The 26,861-nt window shown below is 67.8% G+C and carries 23 protein-coding genes; 14 read left to right on the top strand and 9 right to left on the bottom strand.

What is annotated here, in order from left to right:
- The first annotated feature begins 270 nt into the window (after positions 1-270).
- Positions 271-2,046 (top strand): DUF885 family protein, encoded by a 1,776-nt coding sequence (locus PEM_RS17950; protein ID WP_053498812.1) that lies wholly within the window; start codon positions 271-273, stop codon positions 2,044-2,046.
- A 95-nt stretch (positions 2,047-2,141) separates the two neighbouring features.
- Here the strand turns inward: PEM_RS17950 and PEM_RS17945 are convergent, their stop codons facing one another.
- The 5 genes from PEM_RS17945 to PEM_RS17925 all read right to left on the bottom strand — a co-directional run bounded on the left by PEM_RS17945 (position 2,142) and on the right by PEM_RS17925 (position 8,769).
- A complete protein-coding gene (locus tag PEM_RS17945; RefSeq protein ID WP_111128567.1) occupies positions 2,142-5,351 on the bottom strand; it encodes a CusA/CzcA family heavy metal efflux RND transporter in 3,210 nt (1,069 codons plus the stop codon).
- Between the two features lie 10 nt (positions 5,352-5,361).
- Positions 5,362-6,567 (bottom strand): efflux RND transporter periplasmic adaptor subunit, encoded by a 1,206-nt coding sequence (locus PEM_RS17940; protein ID WP_111128566.1) that lies wholly within the window; start codon positions 6,565-6,567, stop codon positions 5,362-5,364.
- Positions 6,564-7,817 (bottom strand): TolC family protein, encoded by a 1,254-nt coding sequence (locus PEM_RS17935; RefSeq protein ID WP_065185918.1) that lies wholly within the window; start codon positions 7,815-7,817, stop codon positions 6,564-6,566. Before PEM_RS17935 ends, PEM_RS17940 begins: the two co-directional genes overlap by 4 nt.
- A 56-nt stretch (positions 7,818-7,873) precedes the next feature.
- Complete coding sequence (locus PEM_RS17930) at positions 7,874-8,212, bottom strand: hypothetical protein (protein WP_053498807.1); 339 nt, start codon at positions 8,210-8,212, stop codon at positions 7,874-7,876.
- A gap of 167 nt (positions 8,213-8,379) precedes the next feature.
- A complete protein-coding gene (locus PEM_RS17925; RefSeq protein ID WP_053498809.1) occupies positions 8,380-8,769 on the bottom strand; it encodes a RidA family protein in 390 nt (129 codons plus the stop codon).
- A gap of 108 nt (positions 8,770-8,877) precedes the next feature.
- Between PEM_RS17925 and PEM_RS17920 the strand changes: the two genes are divergently transcribed.
- Both PEM_RS17920 and dnaQ read left to right on the top strand, forming a co-directional pair.
- On the top strand, positions 8,878-9,771 hold the full coding sequence (locus PEM_RS17920; protein ID WP_111128564.1) for a LysR family transcriptional regulator: 894 nt from the start codon (positions 8,878-8,880) through the stop codon (positions 9,769-9,771).
- A 143-nt stretch (positions 9,772-9,914) separates the two neighbouring features.
- Positions 9,915-10,424: a DNA polymerase III subunit epsilon gene (gene dnaQ, locus PEM_RS17915; RefSeq protein ID WP_111128562.1), complete on the top strand. Its 510-nt coding sequence runs from the start codon at positions 9,915-9,917 to the stop codon at positions 10,422-10,424.
- Positions 10,425-10,437: 13 nt separating this feature from the next.
- On the opposite strand, the gene PEM_RS17910 is transcribed toward dnaQ, so the two are convergent.
- On the bottom strand, positions 10,438-11,652 hold the full coding sequence (locus PEM_RS17910; protein ID WP_005420352.1) for a glycosyltransferase: 1,215 nt from the start codon (positions 11,650-11,652) through the stop codon (positions 10,438-10,440).
- Between the two features lie 280 nt (positions 11,653-11,932).
- Between PEM_RS17910 and rpmB the strand changes: the two genes are divergently transcribed.
- From rpmB to PEM_RS17865, 9 genes are all read left to right on the top strand, one after another.
- A complete protein-coding gene (gene rpmB / locus PEM_RS17905; RefSeq protein ID WP_005411638.1) occupies positions 11,933-12,169 on the top strand; it encodes a 50S ribosomal protein L28 in 237 nt (78 codons plus the stop codon).
- A gap of 10 nt (positions 12,170-12,179) precedes the next feature.
- On the top strand, positions 12,180-12,347 hold the full coding sequence (gene rpmG / locus PEM_RS17900) for a 50S ribosomal protein L33 (protein ID WP_169411268.1): 168 nt from the start codon (positions 12,180-12,182) through the stop codon (positions 12,345-12,347).
- 483 nt (positions 12,348-12,830) lie between these two features.
- On the top strand, positions 12,831-13,079 hold the full coding sequence (locus PEM_RS17895; RefSeq protein ID WP_032960654.1) for a hypothetical protein: 249 nt from the start codon (positions 12,831-12,833) through the stop codon (positions 13,077-13,079).
- A gap of 125 nt (positions 13,080-13,204) precedes the next feature.
- Positions 13,205-14,623, top strand: coding sequence for a cardiolipin synthase (gene cls, locus PEM_RS17890; protein ID WP_065177824.1), 1,419 nt, complete (start codon positions 13,205-13,207; stop codon positions 14,621-14,623).
- 45 nt (positions 14,624-14,668) lie between these two features.
- Complete coding sequence (locus PEM_RS17885) at positions 14,669-16,090, top strand: FAD/NAD(P)-binding protein (protein WP_111128561.1); 1,422 nt, start codon at positions 14,669-14,671, stop codon at positions 16,088-16,090.
- A gap of 9 nt (positions 16,091-16,099) precedes the next feature.
- Complete coding sequence (uvrD, locus tag PEM_RS17880) at positions 16,100-18,292, top strand: DNA helicase II (protein WP_111128559.1); 2,193 nt, start codon at positions 16,100-16,102, stop codon at positions 18,290-18,292.
- A 117-nt stretch (positions 18,293-18,409) separates the two neighbouring features.
- Positions 18,410-18,736 (top strand): low molecular weight protein tyrosine phosphatase family protein, encoded by a 327-nt coding sequence (locus PEM_RS17875; protein WP_005420343.1) that lies wholly within the window; start codon positions 18,410-18,412, stop codon positions 18,734-18,736.
- A gap of 106 nt (positions 18,737-18,842) precedes the next feature.
- Entirely contained in the window at positions 18,843-19,397 is a 555-nt protein-coding gene (locus PEM_RS17870; RefSeq protein WP_111128558.1) for a hypothetical protein, read from the top strand.
- Positions 19,398-19,571: 174 nt separating this feature from the next.
- The gene (locus PEM_RS17865; RefSeq protein WP_005420335.1) at positions 19,572-20,018 is read left to right on the top strand and encodes a universal stress protein; all 447 of its coding nucleotides are present in this window, start codon (positions 19,572-19,574) and stop codon (positions 20,016-20,018) included.
- 171 nt (positions 20,019-20,189) lie between these two features.
- Here PEM_RS17865 and PEM_RS17860 read toward each other — a convergent pair whose 3' ends face one another.
- A complete protein-coding gene (locus tag PEM_RS17860) occupies positions 20,190-20,474 on the bottom strand; it encodes a DUF2782 domain-containing protein (RefSeq protein ID WP_005420332.1) in 285 nt (94 codons plus the stop codon).
- 98 nt (positions 20,475-20,572) lie between these two features.
- Between PEM_RS17860 and polA the strand changes: the two genes are divergently transcribed.
- Positions 20,573-23,347, top strand: coding sequence for a DNA polymerase I (gene polA / locus PEM_RS17855; protein ID WP_111128556.1), 2,775 nt, complete (start codon positions 20,573-20,575; stop codon positions 23,345-23,347).
- Between the two features lie 368 nt (positions 23,348-23,715).
- Positions 23,716-24,195: a YetF domain-containing protein gene (locus PEM_RS17845; protein ID WP_053498330.1), complete on the top strand. Its 480-nt coding sequence runs from the start codon at positions 23,716-23,718 to the stop codon at positions 24,193-24,195.
- A gap of 36 nt (positions 24,196-24,231) precedes the next feature.
- On the opposite strand, the gene hemF is transcribed toward PEM_RS17845, so the two are convergent.
- Both hemF and PEM_RS17835 read right to left on the bottom strand, forming a co-directional pair.
- Complete coding sequence (gene hemF / locus PEM_RS17840) at positions 24,232-25,128, bottom strand: oxygen-dependent coproporphyrinogen oxidase (RefSeq protein ID WP_069138869.1); 897 nt, start codon at positions 25,126-25,128, stop codon at positions 24,232-24,234.
- A gap of 54 nt (positions 25,129-25,182) precedes the next feature.
- Entirely contained in the window at positions 25,183-26,799 is a 1,617-nt protein-coding gene (locus tag PEM_RS17835) for a hypothetical protein (protein WP_111128555.1), read from the bottom strand.
- Positions 26,800-26,861 lie beyond the last annotated feature (62 nt).

The following is a 26,861-nucleotide window of genomic DNA, read 5'->3' as shown; positions in this document are numbered from 1 at the left end:
GGATTCCTTTCCGCAGGAAAGGGCTATGACCCCCGTCAGAATCCCCGGCGCATCCTCGCATGGCGTGGATCTACTGCATGTTCAGTGGCGGTGCCCTGGTAGATGCCGACCTTGGTCGGCGCTGGGTTTCCCCGTGTGCCAACCAAGGTTGGCATCTACCAGAGCGGCCGATTCCCGGTCCTGCCTGCGCTGCAGGCAGGACCTTCGTCCCATGCCATGGGCCGTGGGCGGTGCCATGATCGGGGTCTGCCTTCCCGGGAACCTGTGCTCGTGAAAACCCGTCTTGCCGTTGCCCTGTTGATCGCCCTGTCCGCCCCCACCGTGGCCCTGGCCGCTGCGCCCGCCGCCGCCGCCGCGCCCGCCAGCGTGGCCACCGAATCGCCCGCGGATGCCGCCTTCCGCGCGCTGTACGAGAAGGAATGGAAGTGGCGCCAGCAGGGAGGTGGTGAAGCCAGCGAGGACGAAGACGCCCCGGCCAACGCCACCCGCATGCCCGACATCGGCCCGGCCGCGCAGCAGGCGCGCCTGAAGGTGTGGGACGAGACCCTGGCCGCGTTGAAGAAGATCGACCCGAAGACCCTGTCGCCGGACAACCAGGTCAACTACGCGATCTATCGCGACCAGGTGTTCAACCTGGCCGAAGAGACGCGCCTGCGCGGCTACGAAATGCCGTTCAACGCCGATTCCTCGTTCTGGTCCAACCTGTCCTTCATGGCCCGGCGCGAGATGAAGACCGTGCAGGACTACCAGAACTACATCGCACGGCTGAACGATGTGCCGCGTTACTTCGGCCAGCAGACCGAGAACATGCGCGCCGGCCTGAAGCGCGGCTTCAGCGTGCCGCGCGCGGTGCTGGATGGCCGCGAAGTGTCCATCGCCACCGTCGCCGAGCTGAAGGACCCGACCGAATCGCCGCTGTACGCGCCGTTCAAGAAGCTGCCCAACAGCATCCCAGCCGCCGAACAGGCCAGGCTGCAGGCGCAGGCGCGTGAAGCGATCAGCGGCAAGGTGGTGCCGGCGTTCCAGCAGCTGCGCACCTTCTTCGTCAACGAGTACGTGCCGCAGGCGCGCACCACCCTGGCCGCCGAAGCGATGCCCGATGGCAAGGCCTACTACAGGCAGCAGATCCACGAGTACACCACGCTGGACCTGTCGCCGGACGAGATCCACCGCATCGGCCTGGAGGAAGTCGCACGCATCCAGGGCGAGATGAACGACATCATCAAGCAGGTGAAGTTCAAGGGCAGCTTCGCCGAGTTCCTGACCTTCCTGCGTACCGATCCGCAGTTCTATGCGAAGACGCCGGAAGAGCTGCTGTCGCGCGCCGCGTGGATCTCCAAGCGTGCCGATGGCCAGCTGGGCAAGTACATGACGTTGCCGCGCGCGCGCTTCACCATCGTGCCGGTGCCACCGGACATTGCACCGTTCTGGACGGCCGGCCGCGGTGGCATGGGTACCTACTGGCTCAACACCTACAACCTGCCGTCGCGCCCGCTGTACAACCTGCCGGCACTGACCCTGCATGAATCCGATCCGGGCCATTCGCTGCAGGGCGCGATCGCCGCCGAGCAGAAGAACCTGCCCGAGTTCCGCCGCAACGCCTACATCTCCGCCTATGGCGAAGGCTGGGCGCTGTATTGCGAGAAGCTGGGCGTGGAGATGGGCATCTACGAAACCCCGTACGAGGATTTCGGTCGGCTGACCTACGAGATGTGGCGCGCCGCGCGCCTGGTGATCGACACCGGCGTGCACAGCAAGGGCTGGACCCGCGAGCAGGCGTTGGCCTACCTGCGTGACCACACCGCGCTGAGCGAGCATGAAGTGACCACTGAAGTGGACCGCTACATTTCCTGGCCGGGCCAGGCGCTGAGCTACAAGCTGGGCGAGATCGCCATCGTGCGCCTGCGTGCGCAGGCCGAGAAGGAGCTGGGCGACAAGTTCGACATCAAGGGCTTCCACGACACCCTGCTCAAGCAGGGCTCGGTGCCGCTGCCGGTGCTGGAACAGCAGATCCAGGCCTACATCGCCGAGCGCAAGAAGGCCTGACCGTTACCGGGTAGTGCCGGCCGCTGGCCGGCAATCCGACCCGGTCACGGGGTCGGATCCCTTTCCCGTGGAAAGGGCTCCGACCCCCTCTCACCTCAGCCTACCGCCCGCGGCTTGGCCACGCGTGCTGCGAAGGTCGGCAGCACCAGCAGGGTCAGCACGGTGGCGGTGATCAGGCCACCGATCACCACCGTCGCCAGCGGCTTCTGCACCTCCGCACCGGAACCGCTGGCGATCGCCATCGGAATGAAGCCGACGATCGCCACCAGCGCCGTGGTCAGCACGGCTCGGATGCGGCTGGAGGCACCGTTGATCGCCGCCTGCGGCGGCAGGTCGCCGGCATCCAGGCGTTCGCGGATCGCCTGCATCAGCACCAGGCCGTTCAACGTGGCTACGCCGGAGACGGCGATGAAGCCGACCGCCGCCGATACCGAGAACGGCATGCCCCGCAGCAGCAGCGCGAGGATGCCGCCGACCAGCGCCAACGGCACGCAGCTGAACACCAGAATGGCTTCCTTGCCGCTGCGCAGGGCCATGAACAGCAGGCTGCCGATCAGCAGGAACACTACCGGTACCACCGTCGCCAGCCGCTTTTCCGCGCGCTGCAGGTTCTCGAACTGGCCACCCCAGGTCAGGTAGGCACCCGGCGGCAGTGCCACGTCGGCTACCGCGGCCTGCGCTTCGCCGACGAAGCCGCCCAGGTCGCGGCCACGCACGTTGGCCTGCACCACCACGCGGCGGCTGCCGTTGTTGCGGCTGATCTGGTTCGGCCCTTCGCTCACGGTAATGCGCGCCACCGACGACAACGGAATCACCAGCCCCGATGGCGTGGCGATCGGCAGCGATGCCAGCTGGTCCGGATCGTTGCGCGCGGCATCGTCCAGGCGCACCACCACGTTGAAGCGGCGGTCGCCTTCGAAGATCTTGCCCGCCGCAGTACCGCCGATGCCGGTGGACAGTGCATCACTCACATCCGCCGCAGTCAGCCCATACTGCGCCGCCGCCACATGATCGATCGCCACGTTCAGCGTGGGCAGGCCGGAGATCTGTTCCACCCGCACGTCGGCCGCTCCCTCCACCGCACGCAGCTTCAGCGCCACCTGGTCGGCCACCTTCTGCAGCTGGCTGAAGTCATCGCCGAAGATCATTACGGCCAGGTCGGTACGCACGCCGGAAATCAGCTCGTTGAAGCGCAGCTCGATCGGCTGGCTGAACTCGAAACTGTTGCCCAGCTGCTGCCCGGCCAGCTTTTCGAAACGGGCCACCAGCGCGTCCTTGGCCAACTTCGGATCGGGCCAGTCCTTGCGTGGCTTCAGCACGATCACGCTGTCGGAGATGTTGGTCGGCATCGGATCGATCGCCGCCTCGGCGGTACCGGTACGCGAGAACACGGTCTCCACTTCCGGCTGCTTGGCAATCACCTTTTCCAACGCCAGTTGCATGGCCAGTGACTGCTCCAGCGACGTCGACGGCACGCGCAACGCCTGCATCGCCACGTTGCCTTCGTCCAGCGTCGGCATGAACTCGCGGCCCAGCATCGAGAACGAGCCGATGCCCACCACCACCATCATCACCGCACTGGCCACTACCGTGCGCGGATGCGCCACGGCCTTGCGGATCACCGGCTCGATGCGCGCGCGCAGCACGCGTATCAGCCTGGTCTCGTGCTCGCCGTCGTCCGCATGTGCATCGGCGTCCTTCAGCTTCGGCTCGCGCACCAGCAGCGCCGTCATCGCCGGCACGAAGGTGAAGGAGAACAGGAAGGCACCGACCAGGGCCAGCATGAAGGTCGCCGCCATCGGGTGGAACGTCTTGCCCTCCACACCTTCCAGGGTGAGGATCGGCGCGAACACCAGCAGGATGATCAGCTGGCCGAACGCCGCCGGGCGCGCCATCTTCAGCGCGGAATCGGCGGCCACGCGCAGCCGTTCCATCGCGGTCAGCGCCCGGCCCAGTTCGGCGCGGCGCTGGCCCAGCATCAGCAGCGTCGACTCGACCACGATCACCGCACCGTCCACCAGGATGCCGAAGTCCAGTGCACCCAGGCTCATCAGGTTGCCGCTGATGCCGAAGCGGTTCATGCCGATCACCGCGAACAGGAACGACAGCGGAATCACCAGCGCGGTGATGGTGGCCGCGCGCAGGTTGCCCAGCAGCAGGAACAGCACCACCACCACCAGCAGCGCGCCCTCGGTGAGGTTCCGGGCCACGGTCTTGATGGTGGAATTGACCAGCACACTGCGGTCCAGCACCGGTGCGGCCACGATGTCGGCCGGCAGCGACGTGTTCACCTGTTCCAGACGTGCGGCTGCGGCCTGCGCCACGGTGCGGCTGTTGCCACCGGCAATCATCAGCGCGGTGCCCAGCACGGCCTCGTGGCCGTTGCGGCTGGCTGCACCCAGCCGCGGCGCGCGGCTCAGTTCCACGGTGGCTACATCGGCCACGCGCACCACCACGCCATTGCGGGTGGCCACCGGCGCCTGTGCAAGATCCTCGGTGGTCAGCGCCAGGCCATCGGCACGCACCACTAGGCCTTCGCCGGCACGCTGCACGAAGCCGGCGCCGGCCTGCACGTTGGAGCGCTGCAGGGCGGTAACCAGGTCGGCCAGGCCGAGGCCATGCGCGGCCAGTTTGGCGCTGTCCGGATGCACGCCGTATTCCTTGACGTAGCCGCCGACCGTATCGACACCGGCCAGCCCCGGGCTGGAGCGCATCTGCGGCGCGATGATCCAGTCCTGCACGGTGCGCAGGTAGGTCGCGCGCTCTTCCGGCGTGCGCAGCAGGTTGCCTTCCGGCGTGCGGTAGACCTCGCCGGCCTGCCAGCCGGCTTCACCGGGCTTGGCCAGCCTGGTCGGATCGAACGCGGTGAAGTCCACCGTCCACATCAGCACCTCGCCGAGGCCGGTGGTGACCGGCGACAGCATCGGCGACGCACCATCGGGCAGGTCTTCCGATGCCTCGCGCATGCGTTCGGCCACCTGCTGGCGGGCGAAGTAGATGTCGGTGGCATCGGTGAAGATCGCGGTGACCTGCGAGAAGCCATTGCGCGACAGCGAACGCGTGGTGGTCAGGCCGGGAATGCCGGCCAGCGCGGTTTCCAGCGGATAGGTCACCTGCCGTTCGATCTGCTCCGGGGTCAGCGCCGGGGCCACCGTGTTGATTTGCACCTGGCGGTTGGTGATGTCCGGCACGGCGTCGATCGGCAGCTTGCCCAGCTGGAACAGGCCCACGGCGGCGATCAGCGCCGCCATGAACACCACCAGCCAGCGGTGGCGCACCGCTGTTTCAATGATCAGCTTGAACATGATCGCCTCCTCAGTGGCCGTGCTCGGCTTCGCCCTTGGCCAGCTCGGCCTTGAGCAGGAAGGCGTTGGCACCGACGATGCGCTCGTTGCCACTCAGGCCACCGAGGATCTCGATGCGGTCACCGGCACGGCGCCCGGCCAGCACTGGCTGCGCCTTGAAGCCACCTTCGACGGCGACGAACACCGCGCTGCTTCCATCGACGTTCTGCACCGCATCGGCGGGCACGCTGAGCGAGCCGTCCTGGCCTTCGGTGACCACCACGGCCGATACCGGCGAACCGGCCGGCGGCAGCGATGCATCCACCGGCGTGGCGCGGATCACTGCGACGCCGCCCTGCTGCCGTACATCGGCGGCCGAACCGGTGACGGTAGCGGTGAAGCTGCCACCCGGCACGCTTACTTCCAGCTTCATGCCGGGCATGACCTGTGCAGCCAGCGCTGGCGGTGCGGTGAACACCAGCTCGTTCATCGACGGGTCGGCGACGTCGGCCACCGCACTGCCGGCGGCGACCACACCGCCCGGCGTGACCTGCACGTTGCCGACGATGCCGGCCACCGGGCTGGTGATGCGCACGCGTCCACTGGCATCGGGCGCACCGTTGGCCGCGGCCTGTGCCTGTGCGGCAGCGGCCTGGGCCTGTGCCGCCAGCGAACGCGCACGCGAGGCTTCCAGCTCCTGGCGGGCGACCACGCCCTGGTCGACCAGGGCCTTGTCGCGGCCATAGGCCAGGCGTGCGGCCTCGGCTTCGGCGGATGCGGCCAGCGCATTGGCGCGGAACACCGCTGCCTCGCCACTGACCACGATGGCCAGCGCCTGGTTCTGTTTCACCGCCGTGCCCGGCGCGACCAGTACGCGCTCGACGCGGCCGGTCACGGTCGAGGCCACCGAGGCACGGGCACCGACCGAGGGTTCCACCCGACCGGCGAGGCGGGTGGAACCGCCACCGCCGCGACCGACGGCAACCACTTCGATACCGGACGCCTTGATCTGCTCAGGGGTCAGCGGTACCACGCCTTCATCGGTGTCTGCCGGCGTCTTCGCGGATTCGGCTTTGGCTTCCTTGCTGCCGGGCGCGTGGCCATGGCTGTCGTCGGTGCCGGCCTTGGTCGCAGCGGGGTCTTCATTGGCAGGTGTCTGCGCGTTGCCAGCGCAGCCGGCCAGCAGCACAGTCAGCAGCATGCCGCCGATCAGCGGAAAAGTACGGGAGAGAGTCATGGGGCCTCCACAAAGGGTGCGCGCCCTTCAAGGCGGGCAAGATCGATTTCCGCGCCGACGCGCGACAGGCGCGCATCCACGGCGGCGGCGCGGGCGGCGATAAGAGCGCTGCGCGTGCTGCGCAGTTCCAGCTGCGAGATGCGTCCGGCGTCGAAGCCGATGCGGGCCAGGCGATACGCCTCTTCGGCGGCGACCACGCTTTCATCGGCGGCGCGGGTTCGGCTGCCGGCGGCCTTCAAACCGGCCACGGCGGAGAGGCGTGCCGCCTCGCTGTCGCGGCGCTGCTGGTCCAGGCGCGCTTCGGCCGCGCGCTGGTCGGCATTGGCGGCGCGGATGCCACCGCGGTTGCGGTCAAACAGCGGGATGCTGAGGCTGAGCCCGAGGTTGTAGGCACGCTCGCCGCCCTCTCGGAAGCGGGTCTGCGCGGCGGTGACGCTGAGGTCGGGCAGGGCGCGCTTGCGCTCCACCTCGACCAGTTTGCCCGCCGCATCGGCTTCGGCTTCAGCGATGCGCACCGCCAGTGCGGTATCGGTGGCGCCGCGTGGCAGCGGCGGCGCACGGTCGAGCAGGCTGTCGCCGATCGACTGCACCGGCGCATCCAGCAGTGCAGCACCGGCCAGGCGGGCCAGCGCGGCATCGCGGAAGGCCTGCGCTTCATCCAGTGCGGCGTTGGCGTTGGCCACTTCGCTCTGCGCCTGCACCGCGCGCAGTTGCGGTTCGCGGCCCTGCTTGACCATCGCGTTGACGGCGTTGGCGTCATCGCGGGTGAGGCTCAGTGCCTCTTCGGCCAGGGTGTAGCGGCGCAGTGCACTTTCCGCCTGTGCGTAGACCACCGCCAGCTGGCTGGCCACATCGCTGCGGCTCTGCGTGCCACGCAGGTTGGCCGCCTGTGCCTCGGCGCGGGCCGCACGGACGCGCGCGCCGCGCTGGCCCCAGACCTCCAATGGCTGGGACAGGGTAAGCACGCTGTCGGCCTTGCCCATGCCGCCATAGGAACCGGTGCCCCAGGCGTTCTCGGCCGACCAGGACAGGGAAGGGTTGGGCAGTGCGCGGGCCTGGTCGGCGCGCGCGTCGGCGGCCTCGGCCAGCGCCGCACCGACGCGGGTACCGGGCAGCTGGTCCAGGCGTTCAAGCAGGGTGTCGTAGGAAGGGGCGGCTTGCGCCATCACCGATGCCGCCGGGGCCAGGCCCAGCAACACGGCGACGACCCGCCCGGCCGCACGCAGCGACCGAGGTGTCAGGATCGACATAGGGGGATTCCGGTTGTGAGTGAAACGGGAGCCCGCAATCGCGGGACGCGCTCAACTCACGCCCGGGGGGGACGCGTCAATTCATCCTGGGCGACCGCATAGGTCGCCGCGTCGCCGGCATTCATCCAGCGCGCCGGCAGCGGCGCACCGAAGGCGGCGAGGGTGCTGGCCGGCAGGCTCAGGTTGGAGTGGTGGCAGTGGTTGTGGCTGCAGGCACCGGCGTGCTTGCTGTCACTGTCACCCTCGGCATCGTTGGCGTTGCTTTCCACGTGCACCGCAGTGGTGTCGTGCGGTTCGACCGCGCAGGCCAGCACGTCGGCCACCGGCACGACCACGAACGCCGCCATCAGCAGCATCATCAGGTACGTACGCAGTTGGCGGGTGATCCGGCGCATGGAAGGGAGGCTAGCAAGCGATTTTCGCCGGATACAATATCAATGGCCGCCTCGGGAATTCGTCGGAATCTCCCGTTCAGGTGGACCGGGCGCGGGGTCGGATCCCTTTCCTCCGGAAAGGGCTCTGACCCCACCGCGTTGCCGGCCAGCGGCCGGCACTACCCGTATCACGGCAGCTTCGCGATCACCTTGATCTCGAACTGGAACCCATACAGCCAGGTCACACCGATACCGGTCAGGGTCGGGTGCGGCGCCTCGCCCCAGTACTCGGGCACGATCGCCCAGGCCTTCTCGAAGTTCTTCTCCGGATCGACCAGGAACACGGTCACGTCGATCACGTCATCGAAGGTGCAGCCGGCGGCAGCCAACACCGCATTGAGATTCTCGAAGGCGCGGCGCACCTGGGTTTCGAAGTCCGGTTCGGGCGAGCCGTCCTCGCGGCTGCCGACCTGGCCGGAGACGAACAGGAAACCGCTGGATCGGATCGCCGGCGAGTAGCGGTTGCGCTCGTACAGGGCCTGGCGGCCGGTGGGGAAAACGACATCACGCTGTGACATGGGAAGGAATCCGTGGGAGAGAACGCCATCCTCCGCGCCAGTGCTGTCTGGATAAACCGCGATGATCAGCCTAGATTGATTGCCAATCCCAAACAATCATGGCCCGCCATGGACCGTTTCGAGGCGATGCGGGCCTTTGCCCGCGTGGTGGAAACCGGCAGCTTCACCCGCGCCGCGCAGACCCTGCAGATCAGCCGCACCACGGTCACCCAGCTGGTGCAGCAGCTGGAGGCACACCTGCGGCTGCGCCTGCTCAACCGCACCACGCGCCGGGTCAGCGTCACCGCCGACGGTGCGGCCTACTACCCGCGCATCGCCCGCCTGCTGGCCGAGCTGGAAGAGGTGGAGGGCGGGCTGGGTGACGCAGCCAGCCAGCCGCGCGGCCGCCTGCGGGTGGATGTGCCCGGACCCTACGCGCGGTTGCGGCTGGTGCCGGCACTGCCGGATTTCCAGGCGCGCTACCCGGAGATCCAGCTGGACATCGGCGTCAGCGACCGCGAGGTTGACGTCATCGCCGACAACGTCGACTGCGTGATCCGCGGCGGCACCCCGGCCGACCCGGCGCTGGTGGCGCGGCCGCTGGCGGCGCTGCCGATCGGTTTCCACGCCAGCCCCGGCTATGTGCAGCGTTTCGGCTTGCCGACCGATCCGCGCGCGCTGGAAGGGCCGGACCACCACATGGTCGGCTTCCTCAGCCCGCGCAGTGGCCGGGCGCGGGTGTTCACTGCACAACGTGGCGATGAGCGCATCGAGGTGCAGGGCCGCTACACGGTCGGCTTCGACGACGGCAACACGTATCTGGCGGCCGCGTTGGCCGGCCTGGGGGTGGTGGCGCTGCCCAGCTACATGGCCGCGCCGCACGTGGCGCGCGGCGAATTGCTGCCGCTGCTGCAGGACTGGCGGCTTCCACCCATGCCGATGCATGTGATGTTCCCGCCGAACCGGCACATGAGCCAGCGGCTGCGGGTGTTCATCGATTGGGTGGTGGAAGCGTTGGGGTGATGCACACGCACCTGTAGAGCCGAGCCCACGCTCGGCTGCTTCTGGCATCACCAAGCCCGCGCTACGCGCGCCAGCCGAGCGTGGGCCCGGCTCTACCGGCATGCGAAAATCACCACAGCACGTAACAGGAAACATCGCCACGCATGAATCGCATCGTCGCACTGGACACCGAAACCACCGGCATCTCCCACCGCCTGGGGCACCGGGTGATCGAAATCGGTGCCGTCGAACTGATCGACGGCCAGCTCAGCGGCCGCCAGTTCCACACCTACCTGCAGCCGCAGCGCAAGGTGGACTGGGACGCACAGCGCGTGCATGGCATCAGCGATGCGATGCTGGTGGGCAAACCGCTGTTCTCCAGCAAGGCCGCCGAACTGCTGGACTTCCTGCGCGGCAGCGAGATGGTCGCGCACAACGCCACCTTCGACGTGGGTTTCCTGGACAACGAGCTGCGCCTGGCCGGCATTCCCGGCACGCTGGCCCAGCACTGCCGCATCACCTGCAGCCTGAAGCTGGCGCGCGGGCGCTGGCCCGGCCAGGGCAACAAGTTGGACGATGTGCTGCAGCGCCTGCGCATCCCCGGCAACCGGGGCCTGCACGGTGCGCTCAAGGATGCCCATCTGCTGGCCCAGGTGATTCCGCACCTGCGCTGAGGCTTGCCCGCTGTTACATCGGCCGTAACCAGCGCTCGATCATCGCCACGCCACAGGCCACCCCGTCTTCATCGCTCATCGCCACGCCCAGGGCCGCCGCGCGCGCGCGTACTGCGTCGGCTTCTGCGAAGGTGATGGCTGCTGCCAGCGTTGCTGCATCCAGTCGCTTCGGTGACAACGGTGCCGGTGCCACGCCCAACCGACACAGGCGATCGGCCCAGAAGAACTGATCCGCAGCGAACGGCATCACCAGCGAGGGAATGCCGGCCCGGCAGGCCGAATGCGTGGTGCCGCTGCCACCGTGGTGGATGGCGAGTGCGCAACGCGGGAACAGCGCTTCGTGTGGGGTCGGCCCCAGTACGAAGACCGAATCGGGCAAGCGCATCGCAGGCAGTCCCACCCAGCCAGGAAACAGCAGTACCCGGCGTGGCGCCAGCGCCTGCAGCAAGGCCGGCAGCACGCGTTCGCGATCAAAGCCGGTCATGCTGCCGAAGCCAAGGTAGACCGGCGGCGGGCCGGCATCAAGGAAGGCCCGCAGATCGGCCGGGGGCGCCCAGGGCGCATCAGGAAGCCGCCATTGGCCACAGACGATGTGGTCGGCCGGCCAGTCCGCCGGTGGCGGCAGCAGCTGCGGTGAGATGCCATAGAGCATCGGCAGGCCGGACCACAGCGCGCGGCGCGGCGATTGCCCCAACTGCTGGCGTGCCGCGTTGATCGGCCGGCGGAACTGGCGCCAGATCAGGCCGTTGACCCACCCGTAGCTGGCCCGGTTCAACCAGCCCGGCGAGCGTCCGGGCGGCAGGAACGGGGAGCGGAAGGCGCGCGTCGGGGTCAGCGGAATCATGCCGCTGCCGATGACGGGAATCCTGCGGCGTTCGCCCACGCTCATGCCGACGAAGGCCGCCAGGCCACCGGTCAGAATCGCATCGCAGCCTTCGGCGGCGGCATCGGCCTGGCGCATCCAGCCGCTGACATGCTGCAGCGCCATCCGTGCCAGGCCGGTACTGGCGGCGGCAACGCCGTTGCCACGCGAGACCAGTGCGACCACGTCGTCATGGATGTCACCTTCAAGGGCCGCGTGGGGCACATCCAGTGCCTGCGCGCTGCCCAGGGTGCCGCCATCGGCCAGCAGTGTCACCGCGTGGCCTGCGCCGATCAGCCCATGGCAGAGCATGGCCAGGGGACGTGTGTCGCCTTCGGTTCCGTAGGTCAGGGCCAGCAGCCGCATGGCAAGCTCCGCAGTGGTCCGGGCCAGTATGCCGGTTGGCGGAGTGCCCCCGGTCCTGCCGGTCAGTCCCCGCCTGTGGGTAACTTGCGCAAGTGCTTGAACCGGTGCATAATGCGCGGCTCGCTGTGTCCGGTTTTCTACCGGGCGGCGTCCCCGGGAGCACGTCCCCGGCCGCCCAACGCCAGCGTAACCCTTTGATTCTCTTGACGTGTGGTGGGCAACCATCGAGGCCGCCGTCTCCCGGGCTACGGGCTGACAACTACTACTATCGAGGTGCGCAATGTCCCGCGTATGCCAGGTTTCCGGCAAGCGAGTGCAGACGGGTAACAACGTCTCGCACGCCAACAACAAGACCCGTCGTCGTTTCCTGCCGAATCTGCACGAGCGCCGTTTCTGGGTGGCCAGCGAGAACCGCTGGGTCAAGCTTCGTGTTTCCGCGCATGCACTGCGCACCATCGACAAGAACGGCATTGATTCCGTTCTGGCTGAGCTGCGTGCGCGCGGCGAAAAGGTCTGAGGAGTAAAGCATCATGGCAGGCAAGCGCGATAAGGTCCGTATGATTTCCTCGGCCGGTACCGGCCACTTCTACACCACGGACAAGAACAAGAAGAACACCCCGGGGAAGATGGAATTCCTGAAGTACGATCCGGTCGTGCGCAAGCACGTCCTGTACAAGGAAGGCAAGATCAAGTAATCCGCACGGATTGCTGATCCCCGCGAAGAAACCCGCCCTTGTGGCGGGTTTTTTCATGTCTGGCACTTCCCCCTGGTGGGTGCCGACCCTGGTCGGCACTGCCGCACTCCCTGCGCACGCTGTCGCCAATGACGCCCTGCGCGGAATGATGGGCCGAATGCGATAAGTGATTGTGTCTACCGGTTCCGGCTCTTCGCGCGCTCCAAATCAATTGGAACGACGGGCCCTGCCGTGCCCATGATGGCAAGCCGCTGCGGTTGCAGCGGTCGGGCTTGCAATCCCGTGAAGTCAATCAATCAGTAGACTCGCCCGCCGTCGCCGGAGATCCCTCCGGCGACGGTTGGTGACCTATCCGCCTCTATGGCGGACGGTGCGAGGGGGCCTTGCGCCCGCCGGTTCGTTTGCTGATTGATTGCTTCCCGGTATTGCAACCACGCATCGTCCGCCACCTTCACGGTGGCCAGATCCGTTGAAGGAGGTTGCATGAACACCCCATCACACCGCCAGGACCTGGAACTGGGCTGGCTGCGCCTGCAGCGCATGTTGCAAGGCATCGAGGGCATGGCGCTGCTGCTGTGCGATCACCACCTGGCACTGGCCAACGGCGCACCGTCGCCGCTGCCGGAGGCGCAGCTGGAGCGGGCCGCACAGGCGATCGCCTGCATGGCGCTCAACGGCCGCCGCCATGCCGACGCGGTGCGGCAGCTGTGCGAGGTGCCGGTGCGGCATTGATCCATCCTGTAGAGCCGAGCCCACGCTCGGCTGCTCTGCGGTCGGGCCGAAAGGCAGTCGAGCATGGCTCGACTCTACAAAGGCCGCTGGGCAGAATGGCCCATCACCTCCCGACGGGCGACACGATGCTGTTCGAGTGGTTGCTGGGTTCGTACCTGCTGCTGATCGACTGGCTGATCCGGCTGGTTGCGCTGTGCTGGATCCCCACCCGCACCACGCCGGGGGCGGCGCGCAGTTGGCTGCTGCTGGTCGGCTTCGTGCCGCTGCTGGGCCTGCCGCTGTACCTGCTGTTCGGCCACCCATGGCTGTCGCGCGAGCGCATCCGCCGCCAGGCCGAGGCCTCGCAGGTCATCCGCGAGGAACAGGCGCTGCAGCATCGCCTGCGCTGGACACCGCAGCCGGACACCGCCAGCGCCGAGATCGTGCCGCTGGTGCAGCGCCAGGGCGACTTCATGCCGGTGCACGGCAACGCGGTCGACTTGCTGACCGACTACGACGAATCGCTGCACACGCTGATCACCGACATCGACCAGGCCGAAGACCGCGTGCACCTGTTGTACTACCTGATGTTCGATGACGCGGTGGGCGAGGCGATCGTCGAGGCCCTGCAGCGAGCGGCTGCACGCGGCGTGCAGTGCCGTGTGCTGCTCGACGCGGTGGGCGCCAAGCGTGGCCTGCGCGCCTATCGCAAGCGCCTGCAGGCGCGCGACATCGAGGTACGCGCGATGCTGCCCGGTGGCCTGCGCTGGCGCCGCAGCGGGCGCATGGATCTGCGCAACCATCGCAAGATCGCGGTGATCGACAACGAAGTGGCCTATGTCGGTTCGCAGAACCTGGCCGGCCCGCAGTTCGTGCCCGGCCACCCGAACCGCGAGCTGGTGGCGCGCGTGCGTGGCCCGGCAGTGGCGCACCTGGAAGCAGTGTTCGCCAGCGACTGGTACATGGAAACCGGCCAGCGCCTGGACGTGATCGCCGATGTGCCCGAGTGCAGCGACGACATCGCCACCCAGCTGCTGCCAAGCGGCCCGGCCTATCCGTACAGCAATGCGCGCGATGCGGTGGCGGCGCTGATCCACCTGGCACGGCGACGGCTGGTGATGGTCACGCCATATTTCGTGCCTGACGAAGCTACGCTCAGCGCGTTGCGCATTGCGGCCTTGTCCGGTGTGCAGGTGCAGCTGATCCTCTCGGCCAGCAACAACCAGCGGCTGACCTCGTGGGCGCAGGAGGCGTACTACGACGAGCTGCTGCGCTGTGGCGTGCGCATCGCGCTGTACGAGCCGCAGTTCCTGCACGCCAAGCACATGAGCGTGGACGAGGACATCGCCGTGCTCGGCTCGATCAACATGGACATCCGCTCATTCGCGCTGAATGCCGAGATCGGCCTGGTCTGCTACGACCGCGCGCTGGTGCAGCAGCTGTGTGCGATCGAGGATGGCTACCTGCGCGAGTCGCGGCAGCTGGACCTGCAGCAGTGGCGCAGCCGCCCCACGTGGCGGCGCAGCCGCGAAGGCATCGCACGGCTGGCCGATGCGTTGATGTGAGGCGGCGGCAATCGCCCGCTTCGGCAACCCGGCCCGTCATCGCCGATGGCCTACAATCGGCGCATGACTGATTCACCGCGTAATGGCGAACTGGACCTGGCAATCATCGGTGGTGGTGCGGCCGGGGTGCTGGTGGCGATCCAGGTACTGCGCCAAGCCAAGGCGCCACTGGCGTTGGCCATTCTCGAACCGGCTTCGCAGCTGGCCCAGGGCATCGCCTATGCCACGCCGTGGCCGGAGCACCTGCTGAACGTGCCGGCGGCGAAGATGAGTGCGTTTGCCGACCAGCCGGGCGATTTCCTCGACTACCTGATGGCCGCCAACGCCTACCCGGGCGAGGCGCGCGAGGTGCTGGGCGAGCGTTACGTATGCCGCCACTACTTTGCGGCGTACCTGCAGCAGCGCCTGCAGGAGGCCGCTGCGGCCAGCCCGGCGCAGCTGCAGGTGATCGCGCAGCCGGTGCTGGGCCTGCAGCCGGATGACCATGGCTACCGGCTGACACTTGGCGATGCCCAGGCGCTGCACGCCGTGCAGGCGGTGCTCGCCACCGGCAACAGCATGCGGCCGCTGCCGGTGGCCGGTGCCGAGGCACTGCCCGCCGATGATGTGATCGAGGCCTGGGACTACGACGGCGTGCGTACCCTGGCCGGTGAGCAGGCCGTGGCTATCGTCGGCTCCGGCCTGAGCATGGCCGACACCGTGCTGGCGCTGGTCGCCGCCGGCCACACCGGCCCGCTGCACGTGATCTCGCGCCATGGCCTGCTGCCGCTACCGCATGCGCATGGCGGCCTGCCCACGTTCGACCCAGCCACGCTGCTGCAGATGAACCTGCGCCAGCGCCTGCGCGCGTTGCGCGGGTTCGCTCGCCAGGCGCAGGCCGACGGGCTGCCGTGGCAGGGCGTGATGGACCGCATCCGTCCGCATGGACAGGCGCTGTGGTGCAGCCTCGACGCGGCCGACCAGCGCCGCTTCCTGCGTCATGTGGTGCGCTACTGGGACGTGCATCGCCACCGCATCGCCGAAGAGGTCGACGCACAGCTGCAGGCGCTGATCGAAAGCGGCCAACTGCGCATTCACCGGTCCCGCCTGCAACGCGTCCGCCGCGAAGGCGATGCCCTGCGGCTGTCGGGTCGCGAAGCCAACGGCAATGAACAGCACTGGACGATCGGCGGCGTGGTCAACGCCACCGGCGTGGAAACCCGCGCCAGTGCGCTGCGCAATCCGTTGCTGCAGCAGCTGCAGGCCGAGGGCCTGGCACGCCCCGGCCCGCATGGGCTGGGCCTGGACAGCACGGTGCCGGGCGACCGCCTGCGTGCTGCCGGTGGCCAGCCGCAGGCACGGCTGGGCGTGCTCGGCAGCCTGCGCATCGGCAGCCTGTGGGAAAGCCTGGCGGTGCCTGAACTGCGCCAGCAGGCGCAGGCACTGGCCAGCCAGGTGGTCGCAGGAGCCGCGACGGCGATGCCGTAAAATGGAGGCATGGATGTCTCCCACCTGCTTGATGGCCTGAACCCGGCCCAGCGCGAAGCCGTCTCCGCTCCCCCCGGCCACCACCTGGTGCTGGCCGGTGCCGGTTCCGGCAAGACCCGCGTACTCACCCACCGCATCGCCTGGCTGCATGAAGTCGACGGCGTGCCGACCCACGGCATTTTCGCGGTGACCTTCACCAACAAGGCGGCCGGCGAGATGCGCCACCGCATCGATGCACAGTTGCCCCATGGCAGCCGTGGCATGTGGATCGGTACCTTCCACGGCCTGGCCAACCGCCTGCTGCGCCTGCACTGGCAGGACGCGAAGCTGCCCGAAGGCTTCCAGGTGATGGATTCGGACGACCAGCTGCGGCTGGTCAAGCGCGTGGTGCAGGCGCTGGAGCTGGACGACGGCAAGTACCCGCCCAAGCAGATCGCGTGGTGGATCAACGCGCAGAAGGACGAGGGCCGCCGCCCGCAGCACATCCAGCCCGAACCGCACGACGCGTGGCTGGAAACCATGCGCCAGGCCTACATCGAATACCAGGCACGCTGCGACCGCGCCGGCCTGGTCGACTTCGCCGAGCTGCTGCTGCGCGCGCATGAACTGCTGCGCGACAACCCGGCCCTGCTGGCGCATTACCGCGCGCGCTTCCGCGAAATCCTGGTGGACGAGTTCCAGGACACCAACGCCATCCAGTACGCCTTCGTGCGCGTGCTGGCCGGCGATTCCGGCCACGTGTTCGTGGTCGGCGACGATGACCAGGCCATCTACGGCTGGCGTGGCGCCAAGGTCGAGAACGTGCAGGGCTTCCTGCGCGACTTCCCGGGTGCGCAGACCATCCGCCTGGAGCAGAACTACCGCTCCACCGCCAACATCCTCGGCGCCGCCAACGCGGTGATCGCGCACAACCCGGACCGCATCGGCAAGCAGCTGTGGACCGACAGCGGCGACGGTGAACCGATCGACCTGTACGCGGCGTACAACGAGATGGACGAGGCGCGCTACATCGTCGAGCGTGCCCGCCAGTGGGTGCGCGACGGTGGCAGCTACACCGAAGTGGCCGTGCTCTACCGCAGCAACGCACAGTCGCGCGCGCTTGAAGAGGCGCTGCTGAGCGAACAGGTGCCGTACCGCGTGTACGGCGGCATGCGCTTCTTCGAACGTGCCGAAATCAAGGACGCGCTGGCTTACCTGCGCCTGCTGTCCAACCGCAACGATGACGCCGCCTTCGAGCGCGCGGTCAACACGCCTACCCGGGGCATCGGCGACCGCACGCTGGACGAAGTGCGCCGCGAGGCGCGCGCCCAGGGCATCTCGCTGTGGGAAGCAACGATGCTGGTCACCCAGGGCAACGCGCTGGCCGCACGCGCGCGCAATGCACTGGCCGGCTTCCTGGGGCTGGTCAACGAGCTGCAGGCGCAGACCGTGCACATGACCCTGGCCGAGCGCGTGGACCACGTGCTGGCCCGCTCGCAGCTGCGCGAGCACTGGAGCAAGGAAAGCCGCAATTCGCTGGATTCGGAATCGCGCACCGACAACCTCGACGAACTGGTCTCGGTCGCTTCGCGCTTCGTGCGCCGCGCCGACGACATCGAGGAAGTGGGCGAGGACATGGACGAGCTGGTCGCGTTCCTGGCCTACGCTGCGCTGGAGGCCGGCGAAGGCCAGGCGCAGGCGGGCGAGGACGGCGTGCAGCTGATGACCCTGCACTCGGCCAAGGGCCTGGAATTCCCGCTGGTGTTCCTGGCCGGCCTGGAGGAAGGCCTGTTCCCCAGCGCACGTTCGCTGGAGGAAAGTGGGCGTCTGGAAGAAGAGCGTCGGCTGGCCTACGTGGGCATTACCCGCGCGCGCCAGAAACTGGTGCTGAGCTATGCCGAATCGCGCCGCATCCACGGCCAGGACAACTACAGCCTGCCATCGCGCTTCCTGCGCGAGATTCCGCGCGAGCTGCTGCACGAAGTGCGCCCGAAGGTGCAGGTCTCGCGTCCGGCCTCGCTGGGCAGCAGCCGGGTGATGGGCCATGCCTCCATCGAGTTGCCACCGATCAAGCTCGGCGCACTGGTCACCCATCCCAAGTTCGGCGAAGGCATGGTGACCGACTACGAAGGCAACGGCGCCCACGCCCGCGTGCAGGTCGAGTTTGCCGACGCCGGCAGCAAGTGGCTGGTGATGGCCTACGCCAACCTGACGGTGATCTGATCACCGTCGAGGGGCGGATCCCTCCCGCAGGGAGGGCGCTGACCCCAACGCGGTACACGTATGGGGTCGGATCCCTTTCCGTTGGAAAAGGGATCCGACCCCGATTAGGCTGCGCTCATGACCCGCAACGTGCTCTTCCTCTGCAGTCAGAACCGCCTGCGCAGCCCGACGGCCGAGCAGGTATTCGCCGATTGGCCGGGTATCGAGACCGCCTCGGCCGGGTTGCTGGCCGATGCCGAGGAAGTGCTCAGCCCCGAGCTGCTGCAGTGGGCCGACCTGGTGTTCGTGATGGAGCGCGCCCACCGCAACCGGCTGTCCAGCCGCTACAAGGCGTGGTTGAACGGCAAGCGAGTGATCTGCCTGGATATTCCGGACGACTACGAGTACATGGACCCGGTGCTGATCGAGCTGCTCAAGCACAAGGTGACGCCGTTCCTGCGTTGACGGGCTGTTGTAGAGCCGAGCCCATGCTCGGCTGCTTCTGGCGGGAAAAGCAGCCGAGCATGGGCTCGGCTCTACAATAGGCGGCACTTCTACCAGGACCGCTCCCATGACCGAACCCACGCTCCACGTCACCGTGAAGTTGAACGCCCGGCTGCAGCCGGAGCATCGCCACGAGCTGTTCGAAGACCCGCTCGATGCGCTGCTGCAGGCGGCCAATGTCGGCGAGATCACCGGTGGCGGCACCGCGATGTCCGACGACGGCGAGGTCGAATACGGCGATATCGAAGTGGCACTGGTCGACGTGGCCGGGGTGCCCAAGCTGATCGACCTGCTGGAGCAGCTGGGTGCACCGAAGGGCTCGAAGATCCAGGGCGCGGGTGAAGCCGATCGCAGCTTCGGCGTGACCGAGGGCCTGGGCATCTACCTGGATGGCCTGAACCTGCCGGACGAGGTCTACGAACAGTGCGATTCCAACCACGTGTTCGAGCAGCTGTCCGAGCGCATTGATGGCCTTGGCGAGATCTGCAGCTGGTGGCAGGGCCCGAGCGAGACCGCGCTGTACATGTACGGCCAATCGTTCGAGGCGATGCGTGATGCGATTGCCGAATTCGTGTCCAGTTATCCGCTGTGCCAGAACGCACGCGTGGTGCAGATCGCCTGAGCGACATTGTTGTGGAGCCGAGCATGGGCTCGGCTCTACAGAAGGGGGGCGGGCAAGCGGGTGGCGCGCACGGGCCGCTCCACGGCGCCGGATTGATCCTGCTCAAGGCGCGGCCTGCACATCCGGTGTGCAATGGTGGCGTTCCCATCTGGCAGACCGCCACGGAGCCCCACCATGTACAAGCGCATCCTGATTGCCACCGACGGGTCCGAGCTGGCCGACAAGGGCCTGGCCAAGGGCCTGGAGCTGGCCAAGGACCTCAACGCCGAGGTCGATATCGTGACTGTCTCCGAGCCGTGGGCCGTCGGCATGTACGACGCCATGGGCTGGAGCGTGGGCTACATGAACAGCCCGGAATACAAGGCTGACCGCGAGGAAGGCGCGCAGAAGGTGCTGCAGCCGGCGCTGGCCAAGGCCGCCGAGCAGGGCATCACCGCCAACCCGGTGCACGTGCTGGACCGCTACGCGGCCGACGGCATCATCGAGACGGCGGCCGAGCGCAACAGCGACCTGATCGTGATGACCTCGCACGGCCGCCGTGGCGTGACCCGCGTGCTGCTGGGCAGCCAGACTGCCGAGGTGCTGGCACGCAGCACGCTGCCGGTACTGGTCATCCGCTGATCCATACCCGCAGATTCAAGCGTTCCCGGGGAGGGACCCGACGCCGGTGCGCAGGATGCGTGCCGGCGTTGTTTTTTTGTGGGGGGATCGGCGGCCGTGCCGATGGCTTCGAGGGGGTCAGAGCCCTTTCCTGTGGAAAGGGATCCGACCCCGGTCACAACCCCGGTCACCTCACCAGCTGTACAGCTTCCAGTAGACCGGCGAGACACCGTCCTTGTCGTTGTCCATGCGGCCGTCGCCGTTCTTGTCATACATGTAGAACGGGGCACCGCGCGACGGGGTCACCTTGACCATGCGCAGCTGGCCGGACACACGGTATTCCTCGATGGTGTCACCGTTGTCCATGGTGCGCCTGGACACATCCGCGCCCTTGACGTCCACCGGGGGAGCACCCGCGCCACCCATGCTGGCGCAGCCAGCGAGCAGGAGCAGGGAAGCCAGCATCAGGGTCTTCATCGGCGGGGGCCTTTGCCTGGAAAGAGCCCTGATTATGCCCCATCGCGGTGTGCGCGCCGTGTCGCCGCGGTGCAGGCACGGGCGCGTAGAATCGGCGCATGAGCAGATTAGTCCTGATCGACGGGTCCAGTTACCTGTACCGCGCGTTCCACGCGCTGCCGCCCCTGTCCAATGCACAGGGTGAACCCACCGGCGCGCTGTTCGGCGTGGTCAACATGCTGCGTTCGACGCTGAAGGAGCGCCCGGCCTACGTCGCGTTCGTGGTCGATGCGCCCGGCAAGACCTTCCGTGATGACCTGTACGACCAGTACAAGGCCAACCGCCCGCCGATGCCCGATGAACTGCGCAGCCAGGTCGAGCCGATGTGCCGCATCGTCGAAGCGCTGGGCATCAGCATCCTGCGCATCCCCGGCGTGGAAGCCGACGATGTGATCGGCACGCTTGCGCTGCAGGGCCTGGCGCAGGACCTGAAGGTGACCATTTCCACCGGTGACAAGGACTTTGCCCAGCTGGTGCGGCCGGGCATCGAACTGGTCAACACCATGACCGGCAGCCGCATGGATTCCGACGCGGCGGTGATGGACAAGTTCGGCGTGCGCGCCGATCAGATCATCGACCTGCTGGCGCTGATGGGCGACGCGGTCGACAACGTGCCGGGCGTGGAGAAGTGCGGGCCGAAGACCGCTGCCAAGTGGCTGGCCGAGTACCAGCACCTGGACGGGGTGATGGCAGCCGCGCCGACCATGAAGGGCAAGATCGGCGAGAACCTGCGCGCTGCGCTGGAACGCCTGCCGCTGAACCGCGAATTGGTGACGATCCGCACCGATGTGGAACTGGAGGCCAGCCCGACCACGCTGGCGCTGCGCGAGCAGGATGTTCCGGTGCTGACCGAGCTGTATACGCGCTATGGTTTCACCCAAGCGCTGAAGGAACTTGGTGCACCTGTGCCGGCGCCGGCAGCGGCCAGCGAGGCAACCCCGAGCCTGCGCGGCACTGCGGCCGGCTTCGCGCGTGGCAGCGTCGAGGCGCCCGCCGCCGGCACGCTGGATCCGGCACTGTCCGCGCCGGGTGAATACGAGACCGTGCTGACCAGCGGGCAGCTGCAGGCCTGGATCGAACGCCTGCAGCAGGCCGAGCTGATCAGCTTCGACACCGAGACCGACGCACTGGATGCGATGCGCGCGCGCCTGGTCGGCATCAGCCTGGCGGTCGAGCCGGGCAGGGCGGCCTACATTCCGGTCGGCCACGATTACCCCGGCGCGCCGGCCCAGCTGCCGATGCAGCAGGTGCTGGATGCGCTGCGCCCGGTGCTGCAGGACCCGGCGAAGAAGAAGCTGGGCCAGCATGGCAAGTACGACCTGCATGTGCTGCGCCGCCACGGCGTGGAGGTGCAGGGCTACCACGACGACACCATGCTCGAGAGCTTCGTGCTCAACTCCACCGCCACCCGCCACGACATGGATTCGCTGGCCCTGCGTTACCTGGGCTACACCACCCTCAAGTTCGAGGACGTGGCCGGCAAGGGCGCCAAGCAGATTCCGTTCTCGCAGGTGGGCATCGACGAAGCCAGCCGCTATGCGGCCGAGGACGCCGACATTACCCTGCGCCTCCATCGCGCGCTGCAGCCGCAGCTGCTGGCCGAGCCGGCGCTGGACAGCGTGTACCGCGACATCGAGATGCCGCTGGTGCCGGTGCTGACCAGCATTGAAGCCAACGGCGTGCGGATCGACACCGACGAACTGCGCCGCCAGAGCCAGGACCTGTCCTCGCGCATGCTGGCCGCGCAGCAGAAGGCCACCGAGCTGGCCGGCCGCAGCTTCAACCTGGATTCGCCCAAGCAGCTGCAGGCGGTGCTGTTCGACGAGCTGAAGCTGCCGGCGGTGGTGAAGACCCCGAAGGGCCAGCCCAGCACCAATGAAGAGGCACTGGAGGCAATTGCCGACCAGCACGAGCTGCCACGGGTGATCCTCGACTACCGCGGGTTGGCCAAGCTGCGCAGCACCTACACCGACAAGCTGCCGGAGATGGTCAACCCGGACACCGGCCGGGTGCATACCAGTTACCACCAGTCCGGTGCCGCCACCGGCCGCCTGTCCTCATCGGACCCGAACCTGCAGAACATCCCGATCCGCACCGAGGACGGCCGCCGCATCCGCCGCGCGTTCGTGGCGCCGGAGGGCTTCCAGCTGCTGGCCGCCGACTATTCGCAGATCGAGCTGCGGATCATGGCCCACCTGTCCGAGGATCCGGGCTTGGTGCGCGCCTTCGAGCAGGGCGCCGACGTGCACCGCGCCACCGCCGCCGAGGTGTTCGGGCGCACGCTGGAGGAGGTGACCCCGAACGAGCGCCGCGCCGCCAAGGCGATCAACTTCGGCCTGATGTACGGCATGAGCGCCTTCGGCCTGGCCCGCAATCTGGGCATCGACCGTGGCCAGGCACAGGACTACGTGGCGCTGTACTTCAGCCGCTATCCGGGCGTGCGCGACTTCATGGAGCGGATGCGCCAGCAGGCCCGTGACCAGGGCTACGTGGAAACCCTGTTCGGCCGCCGCCTGTACCTGAACGACATCCACGCCCGCAACCAGGGCCTGCGTGCCGGTGCCGAGCGCGCCGCGATCAACGCGCCGATGCAGGGCACCGCCGCCGACATCATCAAGCGTGCAATGGTGGATGTGGACCAGTGGCTGCGCGACAGCGGGGCACCAGCGCGGATGATCCTGCAGGTACACGATGAACTGGTCTTCGAAACCGAAAGCAGTTTCGTTGAAGACCTGCGTTTGCAGGTGGTGGAGCGCATGTCGCAAGCGGCCAAACTGCGAGTGCCGCTGGTGGTCGATACCGGCGTCGGCAACAACTGGGACGAAGCGCACTGACGGCATTTCAGGCCTAAAACGACGTGAATGTGTTCATGAGTCGGGGGTTTCTGACTCGACCATGAATGTTGCCCCGATTGAATTTCATTAAATGGGGCCCCTTCACGAACCGTTAGTGTTCGGAGTGCTTCTATAACTCCCGACAGGCGCAATGCCTGTTGTGGATCTCTCCCATCCCCTGGAGCAGATCTCGGAACGGGGACTCCTCCCCAAGTGCCCGTTCCCCGGCCCCGTTGACCTCCCCCTGGTCAGCGGGGCTTTTTATTTGCGCCAACGGAACCTCGGATGGGGTCAGATCCCTTTGCCCGTCGGGCAAAGGGATCTGACCCCAGGTGCTAGGCTGGGCCACCGTTCCGCAGGGGAAGACCATGCCCGACCTGTTCGCTCTGGCCATGCCGTGGTGGGAATTCATCCTGCGCGCGGTGGTGGTGTATGTCGTGGTGCTGGGCATGGTCCGGCTGGGCGGCAAGCGGGCCCTGGGGCAGATCACGCCCTTCGACGTGCTGCTGATCGTGCTGCTGGGCAACGCGGTGCAGAACGCGCTGCTGGGCGCTGACACCTCGCTGGGCGGCGGCCTGCTGCTGGCGGCGACACTGATCCTGCTGAACTACGGGGTGGGCTGGCTGACCACCCGGAACCGGCGGATGGAGCGGTTGATCGAAGGAGAACCCACCGTAATCGCGCGCGATGGTCGCCTGTTCGAGGCGGTACTTCGCCGCGAGCTGATCAGCCGCGCCGACTTCGATGCCGCGCTGCGCCAGCAGGGCGGGCTGCAGATTGAAGACGTGCAGATTGCCCTGCTGGAGACCACCGGGCACATCACCATCATCGCGCGGAAGGGCAGCTGACCAGCGCCGAGCCCACGCCCCGCGCGACGGCACCCCTCAGAGCCAGTCGCGCGGCACCAGATAGTCGGCCAGGCGCGATTCGGGGCTGCCCGGTTCGGGCGAGAAGCCGTATTCCCAGCGCACCCGCGGTGGCAGGCTCATCAGGATGCTTTCGCTGCGGCCACCGCTCTGCAGCCCGAACAGGGTACCGCGGTCGTAGACCAGGTTGAATTCCACGTAGCGGCCGCGGCGGTACAGCTGGAACTCGCGTTCGCGCTCGCCGTAGAGGGCATCCTTGCGCTGCTGCACGATCGGCAGGTACGCATCGAGGAAGCCATCGCCGACCGCACGCAGATAAGCGAAATCGCGCTCGAAGTCGCCGTGCAGGTCATCGAAAAACAGGCCGCCGACGCCGCGCGTTTCATTGCGGTGGCGCAGGAAGAAGTATTCGTCGCACCAGCGCTTGTGCGCGGCATAGCGTTCTTCGCCGAACGGCGTGCACAGGTCGCGTGCGACCCGGTGCCAATGCTGCACGTCCTCGTCGAACGGGTAGAACGGGGTCAGGTCGAAGCCGCCGCCGAACCAGCTGGCCACCACTTCGCCGTCGCGCTGCGCCTGGAAGAAGCGCACGTTGGCATGGGTGGTCGGCACGTACGGGTTGAGCGGGTGGAACACCAGCGACACGCCGGTGGCGCGCCAGGAGGCGCCCGCCAGTTCCGGGCGGTTGGCCGAGGCTGACGGTGGCAGGCGGCTGCCAGCCACGTCGGAGAAGCCGATGCCGGCCTGCTCGAACACCGCACCGTCGCGCAGCACGCGGGTACGCCCGCCACCGCCCTCGGCACGCTGCCACAGGTCTTCCTGGAAGCGGGCCCGGCCATCGACGGCCTCGATCGCCGCACAGATGCGGTCCTGCAGCTCGGTGAGGTAGGCGCGAACGCGCTCGAATTCGTTCATGGCGCGTACTTTACCGCAGGGCCCGGCCAACGCCGCGGACAGGCCCTGGCAGGCTCAGCGCTTGCGGTTGGTAGTGCGCGGCGCCGGAGCGTCGTCCACGGCCGCTTCATCAACCGCCTTCTGCAGGGCACCGCCCAGCATGATCAGCTCCCAGTTCTGGGTTCCGAGCACATCGCAGGCCACATGCAGGCCGCTGCGGTCGGCCTCGCACAGTTGCCCCAGGATGGCGCGTGCATCCACGTCCGCCCCATTGCCCTGCGCGGTGACCAGGTTCTCGCACCCTTCGCGGACGCCGGCGCGGCAGACCGTGGTGTAGTGCTCTGCGGCCTGCAGCCAGTGCCCGGACAGCGCGAGCCGGTTGCCGAGTATGTTGCAGCCCTGCAGCTTGCCCTGCGCACAGCAGGCGTCGGCGCCGTCCTCGTTGGCCAGCGCCAGTGGGCAGTCCTGCGGCAGCGGCAGCACCGTGTAGTGTTTCGGCGGGCTGCAGGTGCTCGCGCCCTCGCCGGTCGGCACGAACACCTGGAAGCGTGTCCACGTGTCCAGGCCCAGCAGCTGGCCCCCGGGCAACGGCCGCAGCACGAAGTCGCCGCCTTTGTCGTGGCGGATGCGGATGTCGCCCTCTTCGACACGGGCACGCAGCTGGCTGTCCCAGCCGATGCCGACCCGTCCTGCATCGCCGAAGTCCAGCGTATCCATCAGGCCACCTGCGGCGCGGAAGGTACCGCAGGGCAGCGCCGTAGCCGGCTGCGGCCGCAACGAGGCGCCCAGCGCCCGCAACGCAGGCAGGCGCTCACAGGCGGCGCTGTCCTTGCCGGGCGCGCACGCTGTGGCCAGTGCCTGCACCGCCTGCAAGGGGTCGCCGGATTCCCACGAGAGCTCGGCCACGCGGCTGCAGAAGCCGCCATGGCCGACCTGCTGGCACAACTGCAACAGCTGCTGGCGCTGCGCGGCCGGCACCACCACCGGCGTGGAGGGTGACAGCACGGAGCTCACCGCTTCGACCATCGCCGCACCCATCGCGGCCTTGACGATCTGCTCCTGCAGCGCCGGATCCGCTTCCAGCGCCGCTGCACAGGCCGGTGTCTCGTTGCTGAAGCCGCCATTCCGGCACGGCACAGGCAGTTCGATGCCGGCCAGTGCGGTATCGAGGATGGCCTGTTGCTGCGCCTCATCCGGCGTGGCCGGCGCCCTGGCCTCGTCATGCCAGCGATCGGCCAACTGCAGGCACATGCCGGGCACGCCCTCCCGGCAAGCCGCTGCCAGCACGGTCGGGGTCGCTTCGCGACGGTTGTCCAGGCACGCCGCCGCATCGGCCAGGCAGCTGCCTTCAGCCGGGGTGGCGGCTGCGGCGCATTGTGCGGGGGCCTGCAGGGTGTAGACCGTGCCATCCACCTCGACCGTGCGGCCCCGATCGCGCACTTGCAGCACGCTGGGCAGGCCGTACTCCAGGTTCACCAGCTGCAGCTTTCCGTCGATCTGCTGGAACGCGACCGGCGTCGGTGCGCTGCCGAAGTGCTTCTGCTCGCCGCGGTTGGATGAGCTGACACGCAGCGTGCTGCTGCCTTCCTCGGCCTCGAACAGGCCGCATTGCGGTGACTGTGCCGCGGCCACCGGCGTGGCCAGCAGCAACGCCCAGGCCAGCCAGTGGCGGTACGGTGCGCGTGAGAGCATGTCATCTCCTTGACGATCAAAGGCAAACGCCGGGTGCTGCCGGAGGCCCTGGCCCACGCCCG

The sequence above is a fragment of the Stenotrophomonas sp. Pemsol genome (genome assembly GCF_003586545.1).
In the GTDB taxonomy this organism is placed as follows: Bacteria; Pseudomonadota; Gammaproteobacteria; order Xanthomonadales; family Xanthomonadaceae; genus Stenotrophomonas; species Stenotrophomonas sepilia.
The sequence above is the reverse complement of the archived record's forward strand: the minus strand, read 5'-3'. Positions and strand labels throughout refer to the sequence as shown.

Bases quoted from the DNA above. Each gene is read 5' to 3' on its own strand.
- PEM_RS17945 (WP_111128567.1), bottom strand. From the start codon at position 5,351: ATGTTCAAGCTGATCATTGAAACAGCGGTGCGCCACCGCTGGCTGGTG.
- PEM_RS17940 (WP_111128566.1), bottom strand. From the start codon at position 6,567: ATGACTCTCTCCCGTACTTTTCCGCTGATCGGCGGCATGCTGCTGACT.
- PEM_RS17935 (WP_065185918.1), bottom strand. From the start codon at position 7,817: ATGTCGATCCTGACACCTCGGTCGCTGCGTGCGGCCGGGCGGGTCGTC.
- PEM_RS17930 (WP_053498807.1), bottom strand. From the start codon at position 8,212: ATGCGCCGGATCACCCGCCAACTGCGTACGTACCTGATGATGCTGCTG.
- PEM_RS17925 (WP_053498809.1), bottom strand. From the start codon at position 8,769: ATGTCACAGCGTGATGTCGTTTTCCCCACCGGCCGCCAGGCCCTGTAC.
- PEM_RS17920 (WP_111128564.1), top strand. From the start codon at position 8,878: ATGGACCGTTTCGAGGCGATGCGGGCCTTTGCCCGCGTGGTGGAAACC.
- dnaQ (WP_111128562.1), top strand. From the start codon at position 9,915: ATGAATCGCATCGTCGCACTGGACACCGAAACCACCGGCATCTCCCAC.
- PEM_RS17910 (WP_005420352.1), bottom strand. From the start codon at position 11,652: ATGCGGCTGCTGGCCCTGACCTACGGAACCGAAGGCGACACACGTCCC.
- rpmB (WP_005411638.1), top strand. From the start codon at position 11,933: ATGTCCCGCGTATGCCAGGTTTCCGGCAAGCGAGTGCAGACGGGTAAC.
- PEM_RS17895 (WP_032960654.1), top strand. From the start codon at position 12,831: ATGAACACCCCATCACACCGCCAGGACCTGGAACTGGGCTGGCTGCGC.
- cls (WP_065177824.1), top strand. From the start codon at position 13,205: ATGCTGTTCGAGTGGTTGCTGGGTTCGTACCTGCTGCTGATCGACTGG.
- PEM_RS17885 (WP_111128561.1), top strand. From the start codon at position 14,669: ATGGCCTACAATCGGCGCATGACTGATTCACCGCGTAATGGCGAACTG.
- uvrD (WP_111128559.1), top strand. From the start codon at position 16,100: ATGGATGTCTCCCACCTGCTTGATGGCCTGAACCCGGCCCAGCGCGAA.
- PEM_RS17875 (WP_005420343.1), top strand. From the start codon at position 18,410: ATGACCCGCAACGTGCTCTTCCTCTGCAGTCAGAACCGCCTGCGCAGC.
- PEM_RS17870 (WP_111128558.1), top strand. From the start codon at position 18,843: ATGACCGAACCCACGCTCCACGTCACCGTGAAGTTGAACGCCCGGCTG.
- PEM_RS17865 (WP_005420335.1), top strand. From the start codon at position 19,572: ATGTACAAGCGCATCCTGATTGCCACCGACGGGTCCGAGCTGGCCGAC.
- PEM_RS17860 (WP_005420332.1), bottom strand. From the start codon at position 20,474: ATGAAGACCCTGATGCTGGCTTCCCTGCTCCTGCTCGCTGGCTGCGCC.
- polA (WP_111128556.1), top strand. From the start codon at position 20,573: ATGAGCAGATTAGTCCTGATCGACGGGTCCAGTTACCTGTACCGCGCG.
- PEM_RS17845 (WP_053498330.1), top strand. From the start codon at position 23,716: ATGCCCGACCTGTTCGCTCTGGCCATGCCGTGGTGGGAATTCATCCTG.
- hemF (WP_069138869.1), bottom strand. From the start codon at position 25,128: ATGAACGAATTCGAGCGCGTTCGCGCCTACCTCACCGAGCTGCAGGAC.
- PEM_RS17835 (WP_111128555.1), bottom strand. From the start codon at position 26,799: ATGCTCTCACGCGCACCGTACCGCCACTGGCTGGCCTGGGCGTTGCTG.